Genomic DNA, 22,791 nt, shown 5'->3' on the forward strand with positions numbered 1-22,791 from the left:
CCGGATGAGGCCGGGGCCGGGATGAGTCAGACCTTCGCGACGGCCGTCAGCACCGAGCGGAAGAGACCGAGACCGTCGGCGGACGGGCCGGTCAGCGGGTCGATGGCGTGCTCGGGGTGCGGCATCAGGCCGACGACGCGGCCGTCGGCCGAGGCGATCCCGGCGATGTCGGACATCGCGCCGTTCGGGTTGGCGCCGGCGTAGCGGAACACCACCCGGCCCTGCGCCTCCAGCTCGGCCAGCGTCGCCGCGTCGGCGACGTAGCGGCCCTCACCGGACTTCAGCGGCACCACGATCTCGTCGCCCGCGGTGTAGCCGCTGGTCCATGCGGTGGCCGCGGACTCCACCCGCAGCCGCTGGTCACGACACACGAAGTGCAGCCCGGCGTTGCGGACCAGCGCGCCCGGCAGCAGCCCGGCCTCGCAGAGGATCTGGAAGCCGTTGCAGATGCCCAGCACAGGCATCCCGCGCCGGGCCGCGTCGACGACCTCGGTCATGATCGGCGCAAGGCTCGCGATGGCCCCGGCGCGCAGATAGTCGCCGTAGGAGAACCCTCCGGGCACGACCACCGCGTCGACTTCACGCAGGTCGTGGTCGGCGTGCCAGAGCGCGACCGGGTCGGCACCGGCGTGGCGGACCGCGCGGGCCGCGTCGACGTCGTCGAGGGTGCCGGGGAAAGTGATGACCCCGATCTTCATACCCGGGTCACCGTCCAGTCCTCGATCACCGGGTTCGCCAGCAGGCTGCCGGCGATGCGGTGCAGGGTCTCGTCGTCGACGGAGTCGTCGACGACGAGTTCGAAGTGCTTGCCCTGCCGGACGTCGGCCACCCCGGCCACACCGATCCGGGAGAGCGCGCGGGAAACCGCCTGACCCTGCGGGTCCAGGATCTCCGGCTTGGGCATCACGTCCACCACGACTCTGGCCACGCCTTGCAGCCTACGGTGAACCCGGGTGCCGCCGCGGCGACCGGGCCGTGAGGCTCCTGACAACCCGACCACCCCCGCGAGTCGCCCTTTTCGGGAGGGCGAGTCGACACATCCGGGTGACGCGGGCGCCGCAGCGGAGGACAGTATGCGTGGTGCAGATCACACACTACGGCCACTCCTGCGTGCTGCTCGACACCGGCTCGACGCGGCTGTTGCTCGACCCGGGGACCTTGTCCGAGGGGTTCGAGGGCGTGACCGGGCTGGACGCCGTCCTGATCACCCATCAGCACTTCGACCACCTCGACACCGAGCGGCTTCCCGCGCTGATGCGCGGCAACCCGGGCGCGCGGCTGATCGTCGACTCCGGCAGCGCGGCGCAGCTGGGCGGCCTCGACCACGAGGTGGCCACCCCCGGGCAGACGCTGGACGTGGCCGGGACGCGCGTCGAGGTGCTGGGCGGGGACCACGCGGTGCTGCACCCGGACATCCCGATGATCCCGAACAACGCCTACCTGGTCGACGGCACGCACCTGCACCCCGGCGACGCGTTCACCCCGGCGTCCGGGCCGGTGGAGGTGCTGTTCGTACCGGCCGGGGCACCGTGGCTCAAGGTCGGCGAGGCCATCGACTACCTCCGCGCGGTCGCCCCGCGCACCGCGGTGCCGATCCATCAGGCGGTGCTGTCCGCACCGGGGCAGCAGTTCCACTTCCAGCTGTTGGAGAACCTGGGTCCGAAGCAGACGACGATGCGGGTGCTGACCCCCGGTGAGGCCACCACGCTCTGACCCCGCCGAAGAGCCTCAGGCGGCGCGGGTCGCGCCAGCGGGCGCGTAGGTGGCCGGGACGGCGCCCAGCGCGAGCACCGCGTCGACCGCGGCCAGCGCGGCGCGCACCCGGGCCGGCCGCTTCAGGTCCTTCGCGCGCAGCGCGATGCGGACCAGCCCGCCGCGGCGCGCCGTGCGCAGCGCCTCGCCCCCCAGCACCCGGCACCGCCACGCCTCGGCGGCCCGCTGGTCCTCCGCGACCGGCCGCTTCTCCCCCGACGCCCGGAAACCGAGCACCCGGGCGCGCACCGCCGTGCCGGCCTGCGGGCCGTGCAGCAGCCGGACGGCCGATTCGTCGGCGCACACCACGAACCCCTGCTCGCGCAGCGCCTCCAGCGTGCCGGGTGAGGCGAGCCAGCGCGGCGGCACGAACAGATCGGTGACCAGCCCGGCGCCGGTCAGCGCGCGCCGGGCCGCCATGAGGCGCAACGCGGCCTCGTGCCGGGGCAGCGCGGCGAACTCCGCACGCCGGCCGAGCTGCGGCACCGACCGCCAGGAGCCGATCGGCGCGGCGGTGTGGTCGTAGCCGTGCAGCACGATCGCGTCCCCAGCCGCGCGGCGCTCGTGCAACCAGCGCACCAGCGGGGAGCCGGGACCCACCACACCGTCCCGGCCCCGGGGCCGGAACAGCTGCGAGAGCGGGACCCCGCGGGCGTCCAGCTCAGCGGTCAGCTCGCTCCCCCGGGCGAGCGCTTCGGGGGCTTCGTCGGACAGACCGGACAATGAGACGACCAGTCGTGCAGCCATGTCCCCATGGAGCCACAGTCGGGTGAACTCCCGCACCCTCATGGGGTGGTCCACGGCGAACGGGCGCCGAAACTCCGAGGATCAGCCCCAGGTCCGGCCGGTGATCCGCTCGTAGACCTCGATGTAGCGGTCCCGAGTGGCGGCCACGATGTCGTCGGGCACCTCGGGACCGGGCGCGGTGCGGTCCCAGTCGAGGGTGGCCGACCAGTCACGGACGAACTGCTTGTCGAAGGAGAACTGCGGACGCCCGGGTTCCCACCGGTCCGCCGGCCAGAACCGTGACGAGTCCGGGGTGAGCACCTCGTCGGCCAGCACGAGCTCACCCTTCGCATCGCGGCCGAACTCCAGCTTGGTGTCCGCGACGATGATCCCGTTGGCCGCGGCGGTCTCGGCGCCACGCCGGTAGACGTCCAGGGTCAGCGACCGCAGCCGCTCTGCGGTGTCCGCGCCGACCGCGGCCACCACCTCGTCGAAGGTCATGAACTCGTCGTGCTGGCCGACCGGCGCCTTGGTCGTCGGCGTGAAGATCGGCTCGGGCAGTTCGGAGCCCTCGACCAGCCCCTCCGGCAGCGCGACCCCGGAGACGGTGCCGTGCTTCTGGTACTCCTTCAGCCCCAGCCCGGTCAGGTAGCCACGCGCGATGGCCTCGACCGGCAGCATGTCCAACCGCCGGCACCGGATCGCCCGACCGGCGAACTCGGCGGGCACGTCGGTCGCGGAGATCACGTGGTGGGGCACCAGATCGGCGAGCCGGTCGAACCACCACAGCGACAGCGCCGTGAGGATCGCGCCCTTGTCCGGGACCGGGGTCGGCAGCACCACGTCGTAGACCGAGAGCCGGTCGGAGGCGACGAGCAGCAGGTCGTCCCCGTCGAGGTAGATGTCACGGACCTTGCCCGAGTGCAGCAGCTTCGGTGTCACAGGATCGCTCCGGGGGTGTAGGCGGCGGCCTCGGGATGGGCGTCGACGATCTCCTGGACCCGCGCCACGACGGCCGCGACCTGCGCGGTGGCCGCGCCGGTGAACGACAGCGGATCGGCGAGCAGGCCGTCGAGCACGCCCTCGCCGAGCCCGAGCCGTTCGTCGCCGGTGAGGCGGGCGATCAGATCGTTGTCGGTCTGGCCCTTCTCCCGCATGGCCAGCGCGACGCCGACGGCGTGCTCCTTGATGACCTCGTGCGCGGTCTCCCGGCCGACGCCCGCGCGCACCGCGGCCATCAGCACAGCGGTGGTGGCGAGGAACGGCAGGTAGCGGTCGAGCTCGCGGGCGATCACCGCGGGGTAGGCACCGAACTCGTCGAGCACGGTCAGCGTGGTCTCGAACAGCCCGTCGAGGGCGAAGAACGCATCCGGCAGCGCGACCCGGCGCACCACCGAGCAGAACACGTCGCCCTCGTTCCACTGCGCGCCGGCCAGCTCCGACGCCATCCCGGCGTAGCCGCGCAGCAGCACCATCATGCCGTTGATCCGCTCGGCGGAGCGGGTGTTCATCTTGTGCGGCATCGCCGACGAGCCGACCTGCCCGGGCTTGAAGCCCTCGGTGGCGAGCTCGGCGCCGGCCATCAGCCGGATCGTGGTCGCCAGCGACGACGGGGCGGCGGCGAGCTGCAGCAGCGCCGAGAGCACGTCGTGGTCGAGCGAGCGCGGGTAGACCTGCCCGACGCTGGTCAGCACGCCCGAGAAGCCCAGGTGCTCGGCGACCCGGCCCTCCAGGTCCGCGAGCTTGGCCGCGTCCCCGCCCAGCAGGTCGAGCATGTCCTGCGCGGTGCCGACCGGGCCCTTGATCCCGCGCAGCGGGTAGCGGGCGCGCAGCTCCTCCAGCCGCTGGTAGGCGACGAGCAGCTCGTCGGCGGCGCTGGCGAACCGCTTGCCCAGGGTGGTGGCCTGCGCGGCGACGTTGTGGCTGCGCCCGGCCATCACCAGCTCGGCGTGCTCGGCCGCCCGGCGGGCCAGCCGGGCGAGGATCGCGACGGTGCGGTCGCGGACGTGTTCGAGGGAGAGCCGGATCTGCAGCTGCTCGACATTCTCGGTGAGGTCGCGGCTGGTCAGGCCCTTGTGCACGTGCTCGTGGCCGGCGAGGGCGTTGAACTCCTCGATCCGGGCCTTGACGTCGTGGCGGGTGACGCGTTCGCGGGCGGCGATGGAGTCCAGGTCGACCTGCTCGACGACCCGCTCGTAGTCGGCGATGGCCTGCTCGGGGACGTCGACGCCGAGGGCACGCTGCGCGCGGAGCACCGCGATCCAGAGCCGGCGTTCCAGGACGATCTTGTACTCGGGCGACCAGAGCCGGACCAGCTCCGGGCTCGCGTAGCGGGCGGCCAGCACATTGGGGATCACGTGCATAAAGCCTACGGGCCGTGCGCGGTGAGTGGTGCTCCAGCACCACTCACCGCGCACCGTGCTGCGCAGCAGCCCCGTCGTGACCTTTCCGTGACCCAGGCGCGACCTCCCCGTCGCCGGCTGATTGAATCCGCAGCGTGAGGCCCACCACGCGAACGCGCCGCGCCAAGGCCGGTGCCGGTCCGATCGACCTTCGGTCGGACACCGTCACCGTCCCGACCAAGCAGATGCGCGCGGCGATGGCCGCCGCCGAGGTGGGCGACGACGTCCTCGACCGCGATCCCACGATGCGCGAGCTCGAGGTCCGGGTGGCCGGGCTGCTCGGCGCGGCCGACGCGATGTGGACGCCCAGCGGTTCGATGGGCAACCTGATCGCGCTGATGGCGCACCTGTCCCGCGGGGACACCTTCCTCGCCCCGGCCGGCGCGCACGTCCTCGAGGCCGAGCTCGGCACCGCCGCGTGGCTCGCCGGCGGGATGCCGCGGGCGCTGGAGCACGACGCCGGGCCCGGGAAGGTCTCCCCCGACGCGGTGCGCCGCGCCGCCGGCACGACCGGCCCGTACTACACACTGCGCACCACGCTGCTGTGCCTGGAGAACACACACAATGCGGCGGGCGGCACCGTCACCGCGCCCGAGGAGCACGCCGCCGTCGCGGCCGCGGCCCGGGCCGCAGGGCTCGCCGTGCACCTCGACGGCGCCCGGCTCTGGCACGCCGCGGTGGCCCTCGGGGTGCCGCCCGCGGCGCTGACCGTGGGGGCCGACACCGTCCAGGTGTGCCTGAGCAAGGGCCTCGGCGCGCCCGTGGGGTCGGTCGTGGCGGGCTCCGCGGAGTTCACCGAGCAGGCCCGGCGGCTGCGCAAGATGCTCGGCGGCGGCGTCCGCCAGGGCGGGGTGCTGGCCGCGGCCGGGCTCGTCGCACTGGACCGGATCGACCGGCTCGCCGAGGACCACGAGCGGGCCACCCGGCTCGCCGACGGGTTGCGCGAGCGCGGCTGGCAACTGCAGGCCCCGCAGACCAACATCGTGCTCGTCGAGGTGGCCGACCTCGCCGGCACGCTGCGTCAGTTCGAGGAGTCCGGGGTCCGCGCCTCGGCGATGGCCGGCAAGGTGCGGCTGATGACCCACGCCGACCTGACCGACGCCGACATCACCGCGGCGCTTGACCGGATCGGCCCGGTCGAGCCGGCCCGCAGCACCCCGCCGGCCGGGCCGCGGGCCATCAGGAGGGGCGCCGGTCGCGCCCCGGCGCGCCCCGGCGGGCGGTGACCCCCGCCGGCGCCCTCAGAGCCAGGCCTCCAGGCGCTTGAGGGCCTCCGCGATGTCCTCCGTCGCCCCGGCGCAGGAGAACCGGATGAACCGGCCACCGTCGACGGGGTCGAAGTCGATCCCGGGGGCCACCGCGATACCGGTCTCGGCGAGCAGCCGGTAGGTCAGCTCCATCGAGTCGCCGGTCAGGTGCGAGACGTCGGCGTAGACGTAGAACGCGCCGTCGGCGGGGGCGAGCCGGTCGATGCCCAGTCGCGGCAGCCCGTCCAGCAGCAGCGCCCGGTTGACGCCGTAGCGGACGACGTGGCCATCGGCCTCGGTGTAGCTGTCCGGGGTGAACGCCCCGAGCGCGGCGTGCTGGGGCAGCGCGGGCGGGCACACGGTGAAGTTGCCGGCCAGGCGGTCGACCGCGCGCAGCAGCCGCGGCGGCACCAGCAGCCAGCCCAGCCGCCAGCCGGTCATCGAGAAGTACTTGGAGAACGAGTTGACGACGATCGCCTCCCGGGAGGTCTCCCACGCGCACGAGGTCGCGGGCGAACCCGGGTAGGAGATCCCGTGGTAGATCTCGTCACTGATCAGCTGGATGCCGCCCTGCTCGCAGTAGGTCGCGAGCGCGGCCAGCTCGGCGGCGTCGAGCACGGTGCCGGTCGGGTTGGCCGGACTGGCCACGACCAGGCCCTTCACCGGCTCGTCGAGGGCCTCCAGCATCGCCACCGTGGGCTGGAACCGGGTCTCCGGGCCGCACGGCAGCTCCACCACCTCGCAGCCCAGCGCGGACAGGATGTTGCGGTAGCAGGGGTAGCCGGGCCGGGCCATCGCCACCCGGTCGCCGGCGTCGAAGGAGGCGAGGAACGCGAGCAGGAACCCGCCGGAGGAGCCGGTGGTGACCACGACCTCGTCGGGGCTGGCCTCGACCCCGTAGGTGCGCGCGTAGTGCTCGGCGATCCCGGCGCGCAGCGGCGGGATGCCCATCGCGACGGTGTAGCCCAGCACCTCACCCTCGAGCGCAGCAGCGGCCGCGGCGCGGACGCCGGCCGGCGCCGGGGTGGACGGCTGCCCGGCGGACAGGTTGATCAGGTCGCCGTGGGTGCGCTGGCGCTCCCCCGCGGCCGCCCAGACATCCATCACATGGAAGGGAGGGATGGCCGCGCGCCGGGCGACGCCCAGCCGCGCGGTCGGCAGTGCAGGTCCGGTCACGGGGTCGAGACTAAGCACTCGCTCGGGAGAGGCGGTGGGAGCGGGTCCGGCCGGCTCCCGGCTCAGTGCCGTTCCGGCACCGCCACCTCGCCCCGGGAGGCCTTCAGCGCGATGTCGGTGCGGTGGTGCGAGCCCGCCAGGCGCACCCCGGCCAGCCGCCGGTACGCGTCCACCCGGGCCGCCTCGAGGTCGGGCCCGGTGCCCACCACGGACAGCACCCGCCCGCCCGCCGACACCACGGCCCCGTCGTCGCGGCGCCGGGTGCCCGCGTGCAGCACACCCTCGGCCTCCGCGCCGGTGATCACGTCACCGAGCCGGGGCGTGCCCGGGTACCCCTCGGCCGCCACGACGACGGTCACCGCGGCGCCGTCCGCCCACTCCAGCGGGGGCACGTCGCCGAGGGTGCCGGTGGCGGCCGCATGCAGCAGCCCGGCCAGCGGGGTGCGCAGCAACGCCAGCACCGCCTGGGTCTCGGGGTCACCGAACCGGCAGTTGAACTCGATCACCGCCGGGCCGCTCGACGTCAGCGCGAGCCCGGCGTAGAGCAGCCCGGAGAACGGGGTGCCGCGGCGGGCCATCTCGTCCACCACCGGCTGCACGACGTCCGCCACGAGCTCGTCGACCAGGCCCGGGTCGGCCCACGGCAGCGGCGCGTAGGCGCCCATCCCGCCGGTGTTGGGCCCGGAGTCGTCGTCACCGACGCGCTTGAAGTCCTGCGCGGGCAGCAGCGGAACCACGTTGTGGCCGTCGACCAGGCAGAACAGCGACGCCTCCGGGCCGTCCAGGAACGACTCCAGCAGCACCGGGTGCCCGCCGTCGAGCAGGGTGAGCGCGTGCGCCCTGGCCACCTCGAGGTCCGGGCTGACGACGACGCCCTTGCCGGCGGCCAGCCCGTCGTCCTTCACCACGTAGGGCGGGGTGAACCGGTCCAGCGCGGCGTCCAGGTGCGCCGGGTTGTCGACGACCTCGGCGGTGGCCGTGCGCACCCCGGCGGCGGCCATCACGTCCTTGGCGAAGCTCTTGGAGCCCTCGATCCGGGCCGCCTGCGCGCTCGGGCCGAAGCAGGCGATCCCGGCGGCCCGCACCGCGTCGGCGACACCGGCGACGAGCGGTACCTCCGGGCCGATCACCACGAGATCGGCCTTCCACTCGGTGGCCCGGGCCGCCACCGCCTTCGGGTCCCGCATGTCGAGGCCGCGTTGTTCCGCGACCGCGGCGGTTCCCGCGTTTCCGGGCGCGCACGACAGCGCGGTCACCCCGGGGTCCTGCGCCAGGGCGAGGACGATGGCGTGCTCACGAGCACCGGATCCGACGACCAGGACGCGCACGGTCGGCCAGCGTAGATCCTCGCCCCGCGGCCCTCTCCACCGCATCATGCGTTCACCCGGATGACACCGGTCGGCCGCCCCCCGGTGGAGCCCCCGACGAGATCGCCCGTCAGAGTGACGGCATGCCGTCTCCGCTGAAGGGACTATTCGTCGGCGCCCTGACCACGATGGCCCAGACCGCCGTGACGGCGTACCCCGAGTCGGACGCCGCGCCGACGTCCCGGGTCGCGCAGCCGGTCGTGATCGGGCACCGCGGGGCCTCCGGTTACCGGCCCGAGCACACCCTCGCCTCCTACGAGCTGGCCGCCCGGATGGGCGCCGACTTCATCGAACCCGACCTGGTGAGCACCGCCGACGGGGTCCTCGTGGCGCGGCACGAGCCGGAGATCGGGGGCACCACGGACGTGGCCGAGCACCCGGAGTTCGCCGACCGCCGGACCACGAAGACCATCGACGGCATCGTCTGCGAGGGCTGGTTCACCGAGGACTTCACCCTCGCCGAGCTGCGCACACTGCGCGCACGGGAGCGGATCGCGGACGTCCGGCAGGAGAACACGATCTACGACGGCCGGTACGCCGTCCCGACCTTCGACGAGATCCTCGCGCTGCGCGCGGCGCTGTCCGCCGAGCTGGGCCGTGAGATCGGGGTCTACCCGGAGACCAAGCACCCCGGCTACTTCACCTCGATCGGCCGGCCGCTGGAGCCCGGGCTCGTGGCGGCGCTCGACCGGGCCGGGCTGAACGAGCCCGGCGCGCCGGTGTTCGTGCAGTCGTTCGAGACGGCCAACCTGCGCGCGCTGCGCGGACAGCTGCACGTGGGACTGATCCAGCTGCTCGACGCGGTCTGCGGGCCGGCCGACCTGGCCTCCGCCGGGGACCCGCGCCGGGGTGTCGACCTCATCACACCGGAGGGCCTCGCCGACATCGCGACGTACGCCGACGGCATCGGGCCGGACAAGGACATGGTCATCACCCGCGACACGGACGGCGTGCTGAGCGCCCCCACCGCGCTGGTGGCCGACGCACACGCGGCGGGCCTTCTCGTGCACCCCTATACGTTCCGCAACGAGAACCGCTTCCTGCCCGCCCAGTTCCGCTCCGCCGGTGGGGACGCCGAGTACGGCGACGCGTTCGCCGAGTACGAGGCCTTCCTGCGGGCCGGGATCGACGGCTTGTTCGCGGACAACCCGGACACCGCGGTCGCGGCGCGCGCCGCGCTGTTCGAACCCGTGCGCTAGACGATCCGCTCGTCGACGTAGCACCACCGCCAGGACTCCCCGGGCTCGTCGGACCGGATCACCGGGTGCTCGGTGCGGTGGAAGTGCGCGGTGGCGCGGCGGTACGGGCTGCAGTCGCAGCGGCTGGTGCCGGTGGTCGTCGGCCTGGCGGCGTCGTTCCTGCCCGGCGTCACGCAGATCGAGAACAACCCCGGGCGGCCCCGCTGCTGGGGCTCACGCCGCTGCTGTACTCGGCCGCGCTGCAGCCGTCCTGCCTCGGCATCGGCGGCAACATCCGGCCGATCGCGCTGCTCGCTGTGGGCTGGTGGCCTCCACAGCGGTGGCGGTCGGTCTCGTCGCCTGGTGGGTGATCCCCGGGTTGTCGTTGCCGGCGCCGCTCGTGCTCGGCGCGGTGGTCGCGTCACCGGACGCGGTCTCCGCGCTCGGGATCGGCCGCCGGCCGGGGCTGCCCGAGCGGATCATGACGATCCTCGGCGGTGAGAGCCTGCTCGACGACGCGACCGCGCTGACCCTGTTCCGGGTGTTCGTCGCGGGCGCCGGCAGCGCCGGGGTGACCGTGTTCGGCGCGCTCGGGATGCTGCTGTGGTCCACGGTCGGCGGTGTCGCGATCGTCCTGGCCATCGGCCGGCTGGTGTACAGGCTCCGGCTGCGGTTGAACGATCCGCGGCTGGCGAGCGCGGCCGTGCGGGCCGGATCGACGACGAGATGCTCCGCCGGGTGTTGCGCCGGCTGGACTTCGAGGAGGCGACGCTGCTCGCGGGCGAGGACGGGTGCCCCTGGGCCTCAGCCGGCCAGGAAGTCGGCGATCAGCCCCGTGACCGTCGCCGGGCACTCCTGGTGCGGGAAGTGCCCGATCCCGGGCAGTACCCGCATGTCCGGATCGTCGCCGACCCAGCGGGTCGATGCGCGCGCCGTGCGCTCGAGTAGGCACGGATCCGCCGAGCCGTGCACCTGCAGCACCGGCATGGCGGTGGGCCGGGCCACCGCGGCGGCGAACCGGCGCCCTTCGGCCCGCAGTTGCGAGCGCAGCGCCCACCGGTAGTACTCCATCGCGCAGTGCGCCACGGCCGGGATCTGAATGGCCTGCCGGTTGCGCGCCGCGGCCTCGGCGAAGTCGTCCGACGCGGACCATGCCGGACCCGCCCAGCTGCGCATGATCCGCTCCACCCTGGCGCCGTCGTCGGCTCGCAGCGAGCGCTCCGGCCACCGTGGCAACTGGAAGCCCAGGGCGTAGCCCAGGGTGGCGCGGCCCTGTCCACCCGGATCGCGCACCACCGCGTTGCGCACGGCCAGGGGGTGCGGTGCGGCGACAACGGCCAGCGAGTGCACCAGCCGCGGATGCAGCGCCGCGGCCGTCCAGCCGATGAGCCCACCCCAGTCGTGCCCGATGATGCGGGCCTCGGACTCGCCGAGCGCCCGGATCAGCCCGGCGACGTCACCGGCGAGCGTCCACAGGTCGTAGCCGCGGGGTGGCTTGTCGGAGTCGCCGTAACCGCGCAGGTCGACCGCGACGGCCCGGTACCCGGCCTCGGCCAGACCGGCCAGCTGGTGGCGCCAGGACCACCAGAACTCGGGGAACCCGTGGAGCATGACGACCAGCGGGCCCTGGCCGCTCTCCACGACGTGCAGCCGGATGCCGTTGGCCGACACCTCACGGTGCGTCCACGGACCCGGCAGCCGGACCGATGACGGGTCGGGTCCGCCCCGTTTCGCCACCTCCCGGCCCGGCTCAGCCGGTGGTGCTGGCGCGACGCCCGTTCAGCTCGGCGGGCTCCTGGCCGTCGTGGCGACCGCGGCTGCTCAGGACCTCCGCCGTCTCCTTCAGGCTGCTGATCGTGCGCTCCGGCTTCTGGATCTTGCGCACCCGCCGGTAGCCGAGGAGACCGAACACCGCGGCGACGACCACCATCAGACCGAACACGATGCCGAAGGCGGCGGCCCGGTTCAGCCACAGCGACAACAGCTCCCCGATCGCGAAGAACAGGAAGAACAGGCTGAACAGCAGGACCGTCAGCGCGACGACGAAGAAGATGCTGCCCTGCAGCCCCTTCTTCACCTCCGAGGTGACCTCGGCCTTCGCCAGCTCGACCTCGGAACGGACGAGCGAGGAGACGTGCGTGGTCACGTCCTTGACGAGCGCGCCGATCGACTGGTCGGCAGGTGCCGGTTCGGGTGAGAGCGGGATCGAGGGCAGCACGGGTGGAACATCCGTGCCGCTGGAGCTGGTCGGGCTGGCCACCGCGGTCCCTCCTGTGTGCCATCGAGCTCTGGACATGATCGGGGCGCCATCGTGCCACGCCACCCGGACCGGTGCCCGGTCAGGAGCGAGCGTCATCCGGACGTGGGCGTGTCCGGGACGGTCTCGGCACGGGCGGCGTGCACCCGGCCGCGCCGGACCAGCATGGCCGCGGCGATGAGGGCCGCCGCCGCCGAGGCCAGCAGCACCGCCGCCTTGGCCGTCTGCACCAGTTGCGGGCTCTGGTCGGCGAGCGCGAGCTCGGCGATGAGCAGGCTGACCGTGAACCCGACGCCACCCAGCATGGACACCGCGGCCATGTCGCGCCAGCCCAGCCCGCGCGGACGGCACGCCGGGGTGATGCGAATGGCCAGCCAGGACGCGCCCAGGATGCCGAGTAGTTTGCCCAGCAGCAGGCCGACGACGACCCCCAGCGACAGCGGCTCGGTGACGACCTCACGCAGCGCCTCGGCGCCCACCGGCACCCCGGCCGCGAACAGCGCGAACACCGGCACGCAGAGCCCGGCCGACCACGGCTGCAGCCGGTGCTCCAGCCGCACGGCAGGGGCCTCGTCCTCGTCCGGGTCGGGCTTCACCCGGGTCAGCAGGCCGAGCAGCACCCCGGCGATGGTGGCGTGCACCCCGGCCTCGTGGATCGCGGTCCAGGTGACCAGCGCGATCGGGACGTACAGCCACCACGCGCGGACCCGGCGGCGCTGCAGCCACCAGTAGAGCCCGGCCGCGGCGGCGGCCACCGCGAGCGCGCCGACCTGCAAGCCCGAGCTGAACAGCACGGCGATGACGACGATCGCGCCGAGGTCGTCGGCGACGGCGAGCCCGAGCAGGAACACCCGGGCGGCCGCGGGCAGCGCGGAACCGGCCAGCGCGAGCACCCCGAGGGCGAACGCGATGTCGGTGGCCACCGGGATCGCCCACGCCTGGTCCATCCCCGGCGCGCCGCGCCCGACCAGCAGCGCGAGTCCGGCCGGGACGATCATCCCGCCGAGTGCCGCGGCCACCGGCAGCAGCGCCTGGCGCACCGTCGACAGCTCACCGACCACCAGCTCGCGCTTGAGCTCCAGCCCCACGACGAAGAAGAAGATCGCCAGCAACCCGTCGGCGGCCCACTGGGCGAGGGTGAGGTCGAGATGCAGCGCGGCGGGCCCGACCCGGATCTCCCGCATCGCCTCGTACACGCCGGCCCACGGCGAGTTCGCCCAGATCAGGGCGACCGCGGTGGCGATGAGGAGGACGACGCCACCCACGGTCTCGGTGCGCAGGTAGCGGGCGAACTCGGAAGCAGGGGCGACGAGGCGGCGTGCAGAGATCACGGGCGACTCCAGGGTCGGCGACGAAGCTGCCGACCAGACTTCCCGGCTCACCTTGACGCGATCTTAACGGCCCTGGAGGGACGGCGTAACCGGAACGTGACCCCCCACACCCCGCGAGTCGTCACATTTCGGCGCGCGAGTCGGCGTTCTTCGGCGCGCGAGTCGGCGTTCTTCGGCGCGCGAGTCGCGGTGTCTGCGCGCTAATCCTCCGGCCGCCCGCGCAGCCTCTTGATCGCCCCCCGGCGGTTCTTGGCGTCCAGCCGCCGCCGCTGCGACCCCGCCGTCGGCCGGGTCGGGCACCGCTTCGGTGGATCCGGCGCCATCGCGGACCGCAGGGTCGTCGCCAGCCGATCACGCGCGGCGTCGCGGTTGCGCAACTGGCTGCGGTGCTCCGAGGCGACGACCGTCAGCACGCCGTCGACGAGCCGATTCGCCAGCCGTCCGAGCGCTCGCTCGCGCAACGCTTCCGGCACCGACGGCGAGCCGGCGAGGTCGAACGAGAGCTCGACCCGCGAGTCGGTGGTGTTGACCCCCTGGCCGCCCGGGCCCGAGGCACGCGAAAACCGCCAGTGCAGCTCCCGTTCGGGCAGCACCAGCGATCCGCGTACGGGCAGTCCCTCCTCGGGCATCGCAGCCATGTGGCCAGGATGCCCGAGGGGGCATGCCTCAGTCCTCCGACCTACCCTCCTGCAGCCCCGACGAGATCATGTCCATGACCGTCGAGTCGGCCAGCGTCGTGACGTCGCCGATCTCGCGGTTCTCCGCGACATCGCGCAGCAGCCGGCGCATGATCTTCCCGGAGCGGGTCTTGGGCAGCTCGTCGACGACCATGATCTGGCGCGGCTTGGCGATCGGCCCGATCTCCTTGGACACGTGGTCGCGCAGCGCCTTGATCGCCTCTTCGCCCTTGGCCTCGTCCTGGGCCACGTTGCCGCGCAGGATGACGAACGCGACGATGCCCTGCCCGGTGGTCGGGTCCGAGGCGCCGACGACCGCCGCCTCGGCCACCGTCGGGTGGCTGACCAGCGCCGACTCGACCTCGGTCGTCGAGATCCGGTGCCCGGAGACGTTCATGACGTCGTCGACGCGGCCGAGCAGCCAGACCGCGCCGTCGTCGTCGTACTTGGCGCCGTCACCGGCGAAGTAGTAGCCCTGGTCGGCGAACCGGGACCAGTAGGTGTCGCGGTAGCGCTCCTCGTCACCCCAGATGCCGCGCAGCATCGCCGGCCACGGCTGGTCGAGCACCAGGTATCCGCCCTCGCCGTTGCCGACCGGGGTGCCGGACTCGTCGACCACAGTCGCCGCGATGCCCGGCAGTGGCCGCATCGCCGATCCGGGCTTGGTCGCCGTCACGCCGGGCAACGGGGAGATCATGATCGCGCCGGTCTCGGTTTGCCACCAGGTGTCGACGATCGGGCAGTTGTCGTGGCCGACGTGTTCCCGATACCACATCCAGGCCTCGGGGTTGATCGGCTCACCCACCGTGCCCAGCACCCGTAGCGAGGAAAGGTCGTACTTGTCGGGGATCTCCTTGCCCCACTTCATGAACGTGCGGATCAGTGTGGGAGCGGTGTAGTAGATCGAGACGCCGTACTTCTGGATGATCTCCCAGTGCCGGCCCTCGTGCGGGGTGTTCGGGGTGCCCTCGTACATCACCGACGTGGCGCGGTTGGCCAGCGGCCCGTACACGATGTAGCTGTGCCCGGTGACCCAGCCGATGTCGGCCGTGCACCAGAAGACGCTCTCCCCCGGCTTGTGGTCGAACACCACGTTGTGCGTGTACGCGGCCTGGGTGAGGTAGCCGCCGGAGGTGTGCAGGATGCCCTTCGGCTTACCCGTGGTGCCCGAGGTGTAGAGGATGTAGAGCGGGTGCTCGGAGTCGAACGCCTCGGGGGTGTGCTGGTCGGACTGGCGGTCGACCAGGTCGTGCCACCAGATGTCACGACCCTCGGTCCACGGCACGTCGGTCTCGGTCCGCTTGACCACGAGCACGTGCTCGATGGACGGGGTGTGCTTGACCGCCTCGTCGGTGTTCTCCTTCATCGGCGCCGGCTTGCCGCGCCGGTACTGCCCGTCGGAGGTGATCAGCAGCTTGGCCTCGGCGTCCTCGATGCGGGAGCGCAGCGCGCCCGGGGAGAACCCGCCGAACACGACGCTGTGCAGCGCACCCAGCCGGGCGCAGGCCAGCATCGAGAACACGGCCTCGGGGATCATCGGCAGCTGGATGGCGACCCGGTCGCCCTTGCCCACCCCGAGCTCGATGAGCGCGTTGGCGGTTTTGGAGACCTCGCGCTGCAGGTCGGCGTAGGTGATGGTGCGGGTGTCGCCCGGCTCGCCCTCCCAGTGGTACGCGACCTGATCGCCGTGCCCGGCCTCGACGTGCCGGTCGACGCAGTTGTAGGCGACGTTGAGCTTGCCGCCGACGAACCACTTGGCGAACGGGGCGTCCCACTCCAGGACCTCGTCCCACTTCTGGGCCCAGCTCAGCCGGTCTGCCTGCTCCGCCCAGAACGCCTCACGGTCGTCGTCGGCGCGGGCGTACCAGCCCTCCGTGGCATTGGCCTGCGCCGCGAACTCCTCGGCGGGTGGGAAGCTCCGGCTCTCGGTGGACAGGTTGCTCAGCGTGGCTCCGGACTCGGCCATTTCCTCGTGCCCTCCTCGTCCTGCGCGGGTGAGCCGGACAGCGGTGGCCGGGCTCACGCTCATCGGGGTCAGACGCTAGTGTTCCTAAACCGCGCGCGCACCGTCAGTACGGACAGGCGCGACGGCCCATCAGGCCATCGAACACCCTGCGTAAAGCTGTGAATGCTCAGGTCGGCAGTTATCGGACACCGAGAGCGAAGGTCGGCAGGATCGTCCGTCGTCACGTCGCGTTGAGCACCCCGGCCAAGGGGCATACCCGGCCAGTACGGCGGTGATGCTCATTTCGTGACGTTCCGGGCTTTCCTCCGAAACCGGGTCGCCCCGGATCGCCCTGACTCACCGATGGTCGCCGCACGGCAGCGGCCGCGCCAGTGACAGCATGGCGTCGTGCCTGCGTCACGCGTGTCCGATCCGCTCGCCCCCCTCGTCGACCTTCCGGGCGTGGCGGACGCCGTCGCGCGCGCCCGCGACGCGGTGGTCGCCGTGCACAACCACCCCGTCAACCGGCGCGGCTGGCCGGCGAGCGCTGCCGAGGCGGGCCTGCGCGCGGCCCGCGCGTCCGCGGCCCTCGACGGGGCCCCACTCACCCCGACCAACGAGGAACTGGTGACCGACCCGGTGCTGGCCGGGGCCGTACGCGCCGCCGACGAAGCGAGCCGGCTGCTCGGCGTGTGGCGCGCGGCTCCGCTGCAGGCACTGGCCCGGCTGCACATGGTGGCCGCCGCCGACCTCGTGCCTGCCGACCGGCACGGCGAGGAGCTCGGCCGGCCGCGGACCGACGAGGGCGTTGCCGCCCGGCTGTCCCTGCTGGCCGATCTGGCCACCGGGGGGACGTCCGTGCCCGCCCCGGTGCTGGTCGCGGTCGTCCACGGGGAGCTGCTGACGCTGGCGCCGTTCCCGACCGCGAACGGCGTCGTGGCGCGAGCCGCCGCACGGCTCGCCGCGGTCGCCTCCGGACTGGACCCGAAGGGCCTCGCCGTGCCCGAGGTCGGGCACCTGCGCCGGGCGGGCGAGTACCGCGCGGCCGCTGAGGGCTTCGCCGGTGGCAGCGTCGAGGGCATCACGGCATGGCTGCTGCACTGCTGCGCGCAATGGGAGACCGGGGCCCGGGAAGGGACGTCCATCGCGGAGGCGCGGACCTGAGCTTCGGGGCGCCACATGAGACGGGCGGAACCCCTCATCGAGGGGTGCCGCCCGTCTGCGTGTGAACTCCGGGATCCAGGCGTGCACTACGTGTCGTGCTCCGGCCTCGGCGTCCGGCGTCCCGGTACGCAGGCCCACGACGACATGCCTCCCGCGGCGTGCTGTGCGTGGAGGGCCCGGCGGCCACACACGGAGCCCTCATCGGGGGAGACGGGCACTTCTCTGCCGTACCGCCCCTGGCCGACCAGGAGTCCGCAACCCCATTTCTAGTAGGTGACCGGCGCCACAGCAAGAGTTTGACGCGGGTGCACCGGTTCAGTCACCGCGGGTAGCCGTCGATGCCCCACAGTCGACCCGACCGGCCGCTGTTCCGACGGTGAGGTCATCCCGTAGAAGGGACGGGCGCCGACGCGAAAGCCCTGCTCAGGGAACCAGCGCCGGAATGGGTCAGCCTCGTTGCCGGCGCTGTCGGAAACGGTGTCCGCACCAACCCGCCCCGGCCAGCGCGACAGCTCCCAGACCGGCCGCCGCGAGCATCGCCGCGGGCGGCGTGCGGAACCGCGACCGCAACGCGACCGGGTCCGCGAACGTGAGGATCGGCCACCCGCGCTGCTCGGCCTCGCGGCGCAGGGCGCGGTCCGGATTCACCGCCGTCGGATGGCCGACGGCCTCCAGCAGCGGCAGGTCCGTGATCGAGTCCGAGTAGGCCCGGCAGTCCGCCAGCCGGTAGCCGCGCTCGGCGGCGATCTCCCGGGCGGCCTGCGCCTTGTGCTCGCCGTAGCAGTAGAAGTCGATGTCTCCGGTGTACCGCCCGGCCCGGACGGCCATCCGGGTCGCCAGGCAGCGGTCGGCACCGACCAGCGCCGCGATCGGCTCCACGACCTCAAGGCCGGAGGCCGACAGCACCACGACCTCCTCGCCGGCCGCCTGGTGCGCGGCGATGAGCGCGGTGGCCTCGGCGTAGACGAGCGGCTCCACGACCTCATGCAGCGTCTCGGCGACGATCGCGTGGATCTGCGCCACCTCCCACCCCGTGCACAGCGCGGTGATGCGGCGGCGCAGCAGGTCCATCATGTCGGCGTCCGCACCCGACAGCATGAGCAGCAACTGCGCGTAGCCGCTACGCAGCGCGGCCCGCCGGCTGATCAGCCCCTGCCGGCGGAACGGACGGCTGAAGGCCAGCGCGCTCGACCCGGCGATGATGGTCTTGTCGAGATCGAAGAAGGCCGCCGCCGTGGGCAGCTGCAGGGACGGACCGGACACGCCGCGGGAGCTTGCCAGATGTGGCGCCGGCAGTGCCTCGGGTGGGTCGTCGAGCCGGCTGCCGGACGGCCTGAACGGGCCGGTCGGCGCAGGAGAAACATGCGTCGGCGCAGGGACGGGCGTTGAGGCCCGGTTCCGGCTACAGTTGAGTCGGCCCGGATGCGTCCGGGCATGGTTCAGCTCGACCCCCCGGGGCTGAACCGACGACGACCCCCGCCAATCCCCCCTGGCGGGGGTCGTCCACTTCTCCAGGCCCACAGGGCCCCCGCCCAGCATGCCGGGTGACCCCGACAAGCCGGTTCAGCCCACCGCTGCTGCGATGCGAATCGTCCACATCGGCGGTCGGCCATCCACAGCCACGGACCGATTTCCGCCGCCTCGGCCCGACCCACCCCACGCTGGAACCCGGTGAGTCCGCACCGGGCGGACCGGCGAGGAGGGCTCCGGGTGATGGACGAGCGGCGCGCACTGGTGATGGTCGAGGACCCGGAACTGTTGGACGCCGTGCTGCGGCTCGCGGCCGCGGCCGGCTGCGAGGTACACCGCGCACTGGATTCGGCCGACGCCCGCCGGCACTGGGCGGGAGCTCCGCTGGTACTGCTGGACCCGCCGGCAGCGCTGCGTTGTGCCCGCAGCCGGCTACCCCGCCGCGACGCGGTCGTCGTCGCGGTGCCGGGTGAGCCACCGCCTCCGGTCTGGGAACAGGCGGTGGCGGTGGGTGCCGAGCACGTCGTCTCGCTCCCCGACGCCGAGCCCTGGCTCGTCGCGGCGTTGGCCGAGGCGGCGGAGGGCAGCCGCGGCAACGGTCCGGTCCTGGCCGTCGTCGGCGGCCGTGGCGGAGCCGGGGCGTCCGTGCTGGCGGCCGCGGTGGCGGTCGGCGCCGTGCAGGACGGCCGCCGGGCGCTCCTGGTCGACTGCGACCCGCTGGGCGGTGGGCTCGACCTGGTACTCGGCGCCGAGGATGTCCAGGGCCTGCGCTGGCCCGATCTCACCGTCGCCGGCGGCCGGGTACCGGCCACGGCCCTGCACGCGGCGCTGCCCGCGCCGGGTGTCGGGCAGCGGACCGGTGGCGAGCTGGGCGTGCTCTCGTGCGACCGGTCGGAGCAGGGGCCGTCCCCGGCCGCGGTGGAGGCCGTCATCGAGGCGGGTCGCCGGGCCGGGGAGACCGTCGTGTGCGACCTGCCCCGTTACCCGACCGACACCGCGCTCGTCGCCCTTGCCGCGGCCGACCTCGCGGTGCTGGTGGTACCGGCCGACGTGCGGTCCTGCGCGGCGGCCGCCCGGGTGGCGGCGGTGCTCGCCGAGCAGGCCGGGCCGGTGCAGGTCGTGGTGCGCGGCCCGGCGCCGGGCGGGGTCTCCGCGGAGGACGTCGCCCGGGCGCTCGGGCTGCCGCTGCTCGTCGGGATGCGCCCCGAGCCCGGGCTGGCCCGCGCCCTGGAGCGCGGGGTGCCCCCGGGCCGGGGCCGGGGACCGCTGGCCGGAGCGGCCCGCGCGGTGCTCGATGAACTCGACGCAGCGATCGGCCTCGCGCGCTCCGGGAGCCAGGCATGACGGCGCTGGTCGACCGGGTGCGGTCCCGGCTGGCCGAGTCCGGCGGTGAGCCCACCCCGGCCGCGGTCGCCGCGGCCGTGCGCGCCGAAGCCGGTGGGGTGGCCTCGGACCTCGACGTGCTGGCCGCGCTACGCACGCTGCGTCAGGAGTTCGTCGGCGCCGGCCCGCTCGACGAACTGCTGCGCGACCCCCGCACCACCGACGTCCTCGTCAGCGGGCCGGACGCGGTGTGGGTCGACCGGGGCGCCGGCCTGCAGCCCGCCGACGTCCGCTTCCCCGACGAGGCGTCGGTGCGCCGGCTGGCGCAGCGGCTCGCCCTCGCCGCCGGCCGCCGGCTCGACGACGCCAGCCCCTACGTCGACGGCTGGCTGTCGGAGTCCGGAGTCCGGTTGCACGCGGTGCTCCCCCCGGTCGCGGCCGACGGAACGTGCCTGTCCCTGCGGGTGTTGCGCCCGGCCGCGCACGACCTGACCACGCTGCGTCGGCTCGGCACCGTCGACGCCGTCGGGGAGGCGCTGCTGCGGGCCGTCGTCGCCGCCCGGCTGGCCCTGCTGGTCTGCGGTGGAACCGGGACCGGCAAGACGACCATCCTCAACGCCCTGCTGAGCAGCGTCGATCCGCGGGAACGGATCGTCTGCGTCGAGGACGCCGAGGAGTTGCGGCCGCGGCACCCGCACGTCGTCCGGCTGGTGTCCCGGCCGGCCAACATCGAGGGCGCCGGCGCTGTCGCGCTGCGCGACCTCGTCCGGCAGGCGCTGCGCATGCGCCCCGACCGGCTCGTGGTCGGCGAGGTTCGCGGCGCCGAGGTCTGCGACCTGCTGGCCGCCCTCAACACCGGGCACGACGGCGGGGCGGGCACGGTGCACGCCAACTCGGCCCGCGAGGTCCCGGCCCGGTTGGAGGCGCTGGCCGGCGCCGGCGGGATGAGCCGGGCCGCGCTGCACAGCCAACTCGCGGCGGCCGTGCAGGTGGTGCTGCACATGCGGCGGCGCCGTTCCGGTGGCCGGGTGCTCGACGGCGTCGGTGTACTGATCCGTGACGGTGCCGACGTCGCCGTGCGGGCGGCCTGGACCCGGTCCGACGGTTGGGCAGCGGGCCGAGCGGCGCTCGGTGAGCTGCTGGCCGAACGTGGGGTGCGGGCGCCGTGGTGAGCGCGGCCGCCGCGGCGGCGCTGGCCGCCGCCCTGCTGTGCGCGCCGGGGGCTCCGGCGTGCGCGCGGCTCGACGCCGTCGCCTGCGAGCCCGCGCAGGCCCGGCGTGGGCTGCTGCGCTCCCCCGGCACGGCCTGGCTCATCGGCCTCGGGTCGGTGCTCGGTCTGCTACTGGGCGGCCCCGGGGGCGCGGTGGCCGGCGCCCTCGTCATCGGGGTCTGGCGGCACCGGCGCACCCGCCGCCGCGCGGAGCAGGCCGGGGCTGCCGCCGGTGCCGAACTGGCCGACGCGCTCGCCCGGATGACCGACGAGCTGCGGGCCGGCGCCCATCCGTCCGCGGCGCTCGCCGGGATCGACGGCGACGGGCCGCTGGCCCGGGCCGCGCTCGGACCGGCGGCGGCGGCCGCCCGGCTCGGCGACCAGATCCCGGCCGCCCTGGGCCGGTCCGGGACGCACCCGGCGCTCGCCGCCGACCTCGCCCGGGTCGCCGGCGCGTGGGCGCTGGCCGATCGGCACGGCGCCCCGCTGGCCGACCTGCTCGCCGGCGCGCACAGCGACATCCGGTGGCGCGTCGCCTACGGCAAGCAGGTCCGCGCCCAGCTGGCCGGTCCGCGGGCCACCGCAACGGTGCTCACCGCGCTGCCGATGCTCGGCCTCGGCCTCGGTCACCTGCTCGGCGCGGACCCGCTGGCGGTGCTGCGCGCCGGCGTCCTGGGCCAACTGCTGCTGATCACCGGGGTCGGCCTGGCCGCGGCCGGGGTGCTGTGGACCGAACACATCCTGCGTTCGGCGGTGCCCCGATGATCCCCGACCGGTCCGCACCGTTCACGGCGATGGCAGCGGTCCTGCTGGCCGGGGCCCTGCTGGCGTGCGGTGGCCGCGCCGGATCCGGCCGGCTGCGCACGCTCACCGCGGGCGCAGCGCCCGCGCCGACCGGGGAGGCAGCGCCGTTGCGTGCCTCCTGGACCGTCACGGCCGGCCTCGCGGTGGCGGTGCTGGTCTGGGCCGCGGTGGGCGGCACGGGTGGCGCGCTGCTGGGTGCCACCGCGGGCTCCGGTGCCGGGATCGCGGCCCGCCGGATGGTCGCCCGCTCCCGCGGCCACGACGGCGACGGTGCCGGGCTGGCCGGGGGCTGGGAGCTCCTCGCCGTGTGCCTCGAGGCCGGGCTCCCGGTGCCGGTGGCCGTGCAGGCCGCGGCCGAGCGACTCGCCGGGCGGGCGGGGGTCGAGCTGCGGCGGGTCGCGGGACTGCTCGAGCTGGGCGCCGACCCGGCAGAGGCATGGCGGGGGGTCGACAGCCTTCCCGCGCTGCGCCCGTTCGGCCGTGCGGCCCGCCGGTCGGCCGTGACCGGCGCCGCGCTCGCGCAGGTCGCCCGGTCCGAGGCCGTGCGGCTGCGGGCCGAGCTGGTCGACACCGCCCAGGCCCGGGCTCAGCGGGCTGCCGTTCAGATCACCGGTCCGCTCGGGCTCTGCTTCCTGCCCGCATTCCTCGCCCTCGGCATCGCCCCCGTCGTGATCGGCCTGGCCGGCGACGCCGTCGCGCAGTGGTGACACCTGCCGCATTCCGATGCAGCACCCGATGAAGAGAAGGAGAACCACGATGTCC

At 74.1% G+C, this 22,791-nt stretch carries 22 protein-coding genes and 1 pseudogene; 9 read left to right on the top strand and 14 right to left on the bottom strand.

The window, feature by feature from the left end; all coding sequences use genetic code 11:
- Positions 1–26: 26 nt before the first annotated feature.
- Together purQ and purS are read right to left on the bottom strand one after the other, a co-directional pair.
- Positions 27–698, bottom strand: a complete 672-nt coding sequence (purQ, locus tag HF526_RS15315) for a phosphoribosylformylglycinamidine synthase subunit PurQ (RefSeq protein WP_169382104.1) — start codon at positions 696–698, stop codon at positions 27–29.
- On the bottom strand, positions 695–928 hold the full coding sequence (gene purS, locus HF526_RS15320) for a phosphoribosylformylglycinamidine synthase subunit PurS (RefSeq protein ID WP_169382105.1): 234 nt from the start codon (positions 926–928) through the stop codon (positions 695–697). The genes purQ and purS overlap by 4 nt, the downstream gene beginning before the upstream one ends.
- Before the next feature lie 152 nt (positions 929–1,080).
- On the opposite strand from purS, the gene HF526_RS15325 reads away from it, so the two are divergent.
- A complete protein-coding gene (locus HF526_RS15325) occupies positions 1,081–1,713 on the top strand; it encodes an MBL fold metallo-hydrolase (RefSeq protein WP_169382129.1) in 633 nt (210 codons plus the stop codon).
- A 15-nt stretch (positions 1,714–1,728) separates the two neighbouring features.
- Here the strand turns inward: HF526_RS15325 and HF526_RS15330 are convergent, their stop codons facing one another.
- The 3 genes from HF526_RS15330 to purB all read right to left on the bottom strand — a co-directional run bounded on the left by HF526_RS15330 (position 1,729) and on the right by purB (position 4,835).
- Positions 1,729–2,499 (bottom strand): DUF2334 domain-containing protein, encoded by a 771-nt coding sequence (locus tag HF526_RS15330; protein WP_169382106.1) that lies wholly within the window; start codon positions 2,497–2,499, stop codon positions 1,729–1,731.
- Positions 2,500–2,580: 81 nt separating this feature from the next.
- Positions 2,581–3,420 carry a phosphoribosylaminoimidazolesuccinocarboxamide synthase gene (locus HF526_RS15335; protein ID WP_169382107.1) on the bottom strand — a complete coding sequence of 280 codons (840 nt, stop codon included), beginning with the start codon at positions 3,418–3,420 and terminating at the stop codon, positions 2,581–2,583.
- Positions 3,417–4,835 (bottom strand): adenylosuccinate lyase, encoded by a 1,419-nt coding sequence (gene purB, locus HF526_RS15340; RefSeq protein ID WP_338051493.1) that lies wholly within the window; start codon positions 4,833–4,835, stop codon positions 3,417–3,419. Before purB ends, HF526_RS15335 begins: the two co-directional genes overlap by 4 nt.
- A 140-nt stretch (positions 4,836–4,975) precedes the next feature.
- Here purB and HF526_RS15345 point away from each other — a divergent pair, with 140 nt between their 5' ends.
- Positions 4,976–6,106 carry a GntG family PLP-dependent aldolase gene (locus HF526_RS15345; RefSeq protein WP_169382109.1) on the top strand — a complete coding sequence of 377 codons (1,131 nt, stop codon included), beginning with the start codon at positions 4,976–4,978 and terminating at the stop codon, positions 6,104–6,106.
- Between the two features lie 15 nt (positions 6,107–6,121).
- Here HF526_RS15345 and HF526_RS15350 read toward each other — a convergent pair whose 3' ends face one another.
- Together HF526_RS15350 and purD are read right to left on the bottom strand one after the other, a co-directional pair.
- The gene (locus tag HF526_RS15350; RefSeq protein WP_211177272.1) at positions 6,122–7,231 is read right to left on the bottom strand and encodes a pyridoxal phosphate-dependent aminotransferase; all 1,110 of its coding nucleotides are present in this window, start codon (positions 7,229–7,231) and stop codon (positions 6,122–6,124) included.
- 134 nt (positions 7,232–7,365) lie between these two features.
- A complete protein-coding gene (gene purD / locus HF526_RS15355) occupies positions 7,366–8,631 on the bottom strand; it encodes a phosphoribosylamine--glycine ligase (protein ID WP_169382110.1) in 1,266 nt (421 codons plus the stop codon).
- Positions 8,632–8,753: 122 nt separating this feature from the next.
- Between purD and HF526_RS15360 the strand changes: the two genes are divergently transcribed.
- The gene (locus tag HF526_RS15360) at positions 8,754–9,869 is read left to right on the top strand and encodes a glycerophosphodiester phosphodiesterase (protein ID WP_169382111.1); all 1,116 of its coding nucleotides are present in this window, start codon (positions 8,754–8,756) and stop codon (positions 9,867–9,869) included.
- On the opposite strand, the gene HF526_RS15365 is transcribed toward HF526_RS15360, so the two are convergent.
- Positions 9,866–10,042: a hypothetical protein gene (locus HF526_RS15365; RefSeq protein ID WP_169382058.1), complete on the bottom strand. Its 177-nt coding sequence runs from the start codon at positions 10,040–10,042 to the stop codon at positions 9,866–9,868. The two genes, HF526_RS15360 and HF526_RS15365, sit on opposite strands and share 4 nt — an antisense overlap.
- A 131-nt stretch (positions 10,043–10,173) precedes the next feature.
- Here HF526_RS15365 and HF526_RS37435 point away from each other — a divergent pair.
- A pseudogene (locus HF526_RS37435) lies at positions 10,174–10,527 on the top strand (cation:proton antiporter domain-containing protein); the annotation flags it as partial.
- Between the two features lie 125 nt (positions 10,528–10,652).
- On the opposite strand, the gene HF526_RS15370 reads toward HF526_RS37435, so the two are convergent.
- From HF526_RS15370 to acs, 5 genes are all read right to left on the bottom strand, one after another.
- Positions 10,653–11,519, bottom strand: a complete 867-nt coding sequence (locus HF526_RS15370) for an alpha/beta fold hydrolase (protein WP_338051494.1) — start codon at positions 11,517–11,519, stop codon at positions 10,653–10,655.
- 79 nt (positions 11,520–11,598) lie between these two features.
- Entirely contained in the window at positions 11,599–12,108 is a 510-nt protein-coding gene (locus HF526_RS15375; RefSeq protein WP_338051495.1) for a phage holin family protein, read from the bottom strand.
- 92 nt (positions 12,109–12,200) lie between these two features.
- Positions 12,201–13,448, bottom strand: coding sequence for a Na+/H+ antiporter NhaA (gene nhaA / locus HF526_RS15380; RefSeq protein ID WP_211177275.1), 1,248 nt, complete (start codon positions 13,446–13,448; stop codon positions 12,201–12,203).
- Between the two features lie 188 nt (positions 13,449–13,636).
- The gene (gene arfB, locus HF526_RS15385; RefSeq protein ID WP_420821622.1) at positions 13,637–14,074 is read right to left on the bottom strand and encodes an alternative ribosome rescue aminoacyl-tRNA hydrolase ArfB; all 438 of its coding nucleotides are present in this window, start codon (positions 14,072–14,074) and stop codon (positions 13,637–13,639) included.
- Between the two features lie 28 nt (positions 14,075–14,102).
- Entirely contained in the window at positions 14,103–16,079 is a 1,977-nt protein-coding gene (gene acs / locus HF526_RS15390; protein ID WP_169382114.1) for an acetate--CoA ligase, read from the bottom strand.
- A 387-nt stretch (positions 16,080–16,466) separates the two neighbouring features.
- On the opposite strand from acs, the gene HF526_RS15395 reads away from it, so the two are divergent.
- The gene (locus HF526_RS15395) at positions 16,467–17,222 is read left to right on the top strand and encodes an oxidoreductase (RefSeq protein WP_338051497.1); all 756 of its coding nucleotides are present in this window, start codon (positions 16,467–16,469) and stop codon (positions 17,220–17,222) included.
- A 447-nt stretch (positions 17,223–17,669) separates the two neighbouring features.
- On the opposite strand, the gene HF526_RS15400 is transcribed toward HF526_RS15395, so the two are convergent.
- Positions 17,670–18,485, bottom strand: coding sequence for an HAD family hydrolase (locus HF526_RS15400; protein WP_338051498.1), 816 nt, complete (start codon positions 18,483–18,485; stop codon positions 17,670–17,672).
- A 450-nt stretch (positions 18,486–18,935) separates the two neighbouring features.
- Here HF526_RS15400 and ssd point away from each other — a divergent pair, with 450 nt between their 5' ends.
- The 4 genes from ssd to HF526_RS34635 are packed head-to-tail and all read left to right on the top strand — an operon-like array spanning position 18,936 to position 22,736.
- Positions 18,936–20,036, top strand: a complete 1,101-nt coding sequence (gene ssd / locus HF526_RS15405; RefSeq protein ID WP_275404027.1) for a septum site-determining protein Ssd — start codon at positions 18,936–18,938, stop codon at positions 20,034–20,036.
- A complete protein-coding gene (locus HF526_RS15410) occupies positions 20,033–21,187 on the top strand; it encodes a TadA family conjugal transfer-associated ATPase (protein WP_169382115.1) in 1,155 nt (384 codons plus the stop codon). The genes ssd and HF526_RS15410 overlap by 4 nt, the downstream gene beginning before the upstream one ends.
- Positions 21,181–21,990, top strand: coding sequence for a type II secretion system F family protein (locus tag HF526_RS15415; protein ID WP_169382116.1), 810 nt, complete (start codon positions 21,181–21,183; stop codon positions 21,988–21,990). Before HF526_RS15410 ends, HF526_RS15415 begins: the two co-directional genes overlap by 7 nt.
- A gap of 29 nt (positions 21,991–22,019) precedes the next feature.
- Complete coding sequence (locus tag HF526_RS34635) at positions 22,020–22,736, top strand: type II secretion system F family protein (protein WP_239028711.1); 717 nt, start codon at positions 22,020–22,022, stop codon at positions 22,734–22,736.
- The last annotated feature ends 55 nt before the right edge of the window (positions 22,737–22,791 follow it).

It is taken from the genome of Pseudonocardia acidicola (assembly GCF_012911935.1).
GTDB lineage: Bacteria > Actinomycetota > Actinomycetes > Mycobacteriales > Pseudonocardiaceae > Pseudonocardia > Pseudonocardia acidicola.

Coding starts and splice junctions, on each gene's coding strand:
- purQ (WP_169382104.1), bottom strand. CDS start 698: ATGAAGATCGGGGTCATCACTTTCCCCGGCACCCTCGACGACGTCGAC.
- HF526_RS15330 (WP_169382106.1), bottom strand. CDS start 2,499: ATGGCTGCACGACTGGTCGTCTCATTGTCCGGTCTGTCCGACGAAGCC.
- HF526_RS15350 (WP_211177272.1), bottom strand. CDS start 7,231: ATGGATGTCTGGGCGGCCGCGGGGGAGCGCCAGCGCACCCACGGCGAC.
- HF526_RS15360 (WP_169382111.1), top strand. CDS start 8,754: ATGCCGTCTCCGCTGAAGGGACTATTCGTCGGCGCCCTGACCACGATG.
- arfB (WP_420821622.1), bottom strand. CDS start 14,074: ATGGCTGCGATGCCCGAGGAGGGACTGCCCGTACGCGGATCGCTGGTG.
- acs (WP_169382114.1), bottom strand. CDS start 16,079: ATGGCCGAGTCCGGAGCCACGCTGAGCAACCTGTCCACCGAGAGCCGG.
- ssd (WP_275404027.1), top strand. CDS start 18,936: ATGGACGAGCGGCGCGCACTGGTGATGGTCGAGGACCCGGAACTGTTG.
- HF526_RS15410 (WP_169382115.1), top strand. CDS start 20,033: ATGACGGCGCTGGTCGACCGGGTGCGGTCCCGGCTGGCCGAGTCCGGC.
- HF526_RS34635 (WP_239028711.1), top strand. CDS start 22,020: ATGGCAGCGGTCCTGCTGGCCGGGGCCCTGCTGGCGTGCGGTGGCCGC.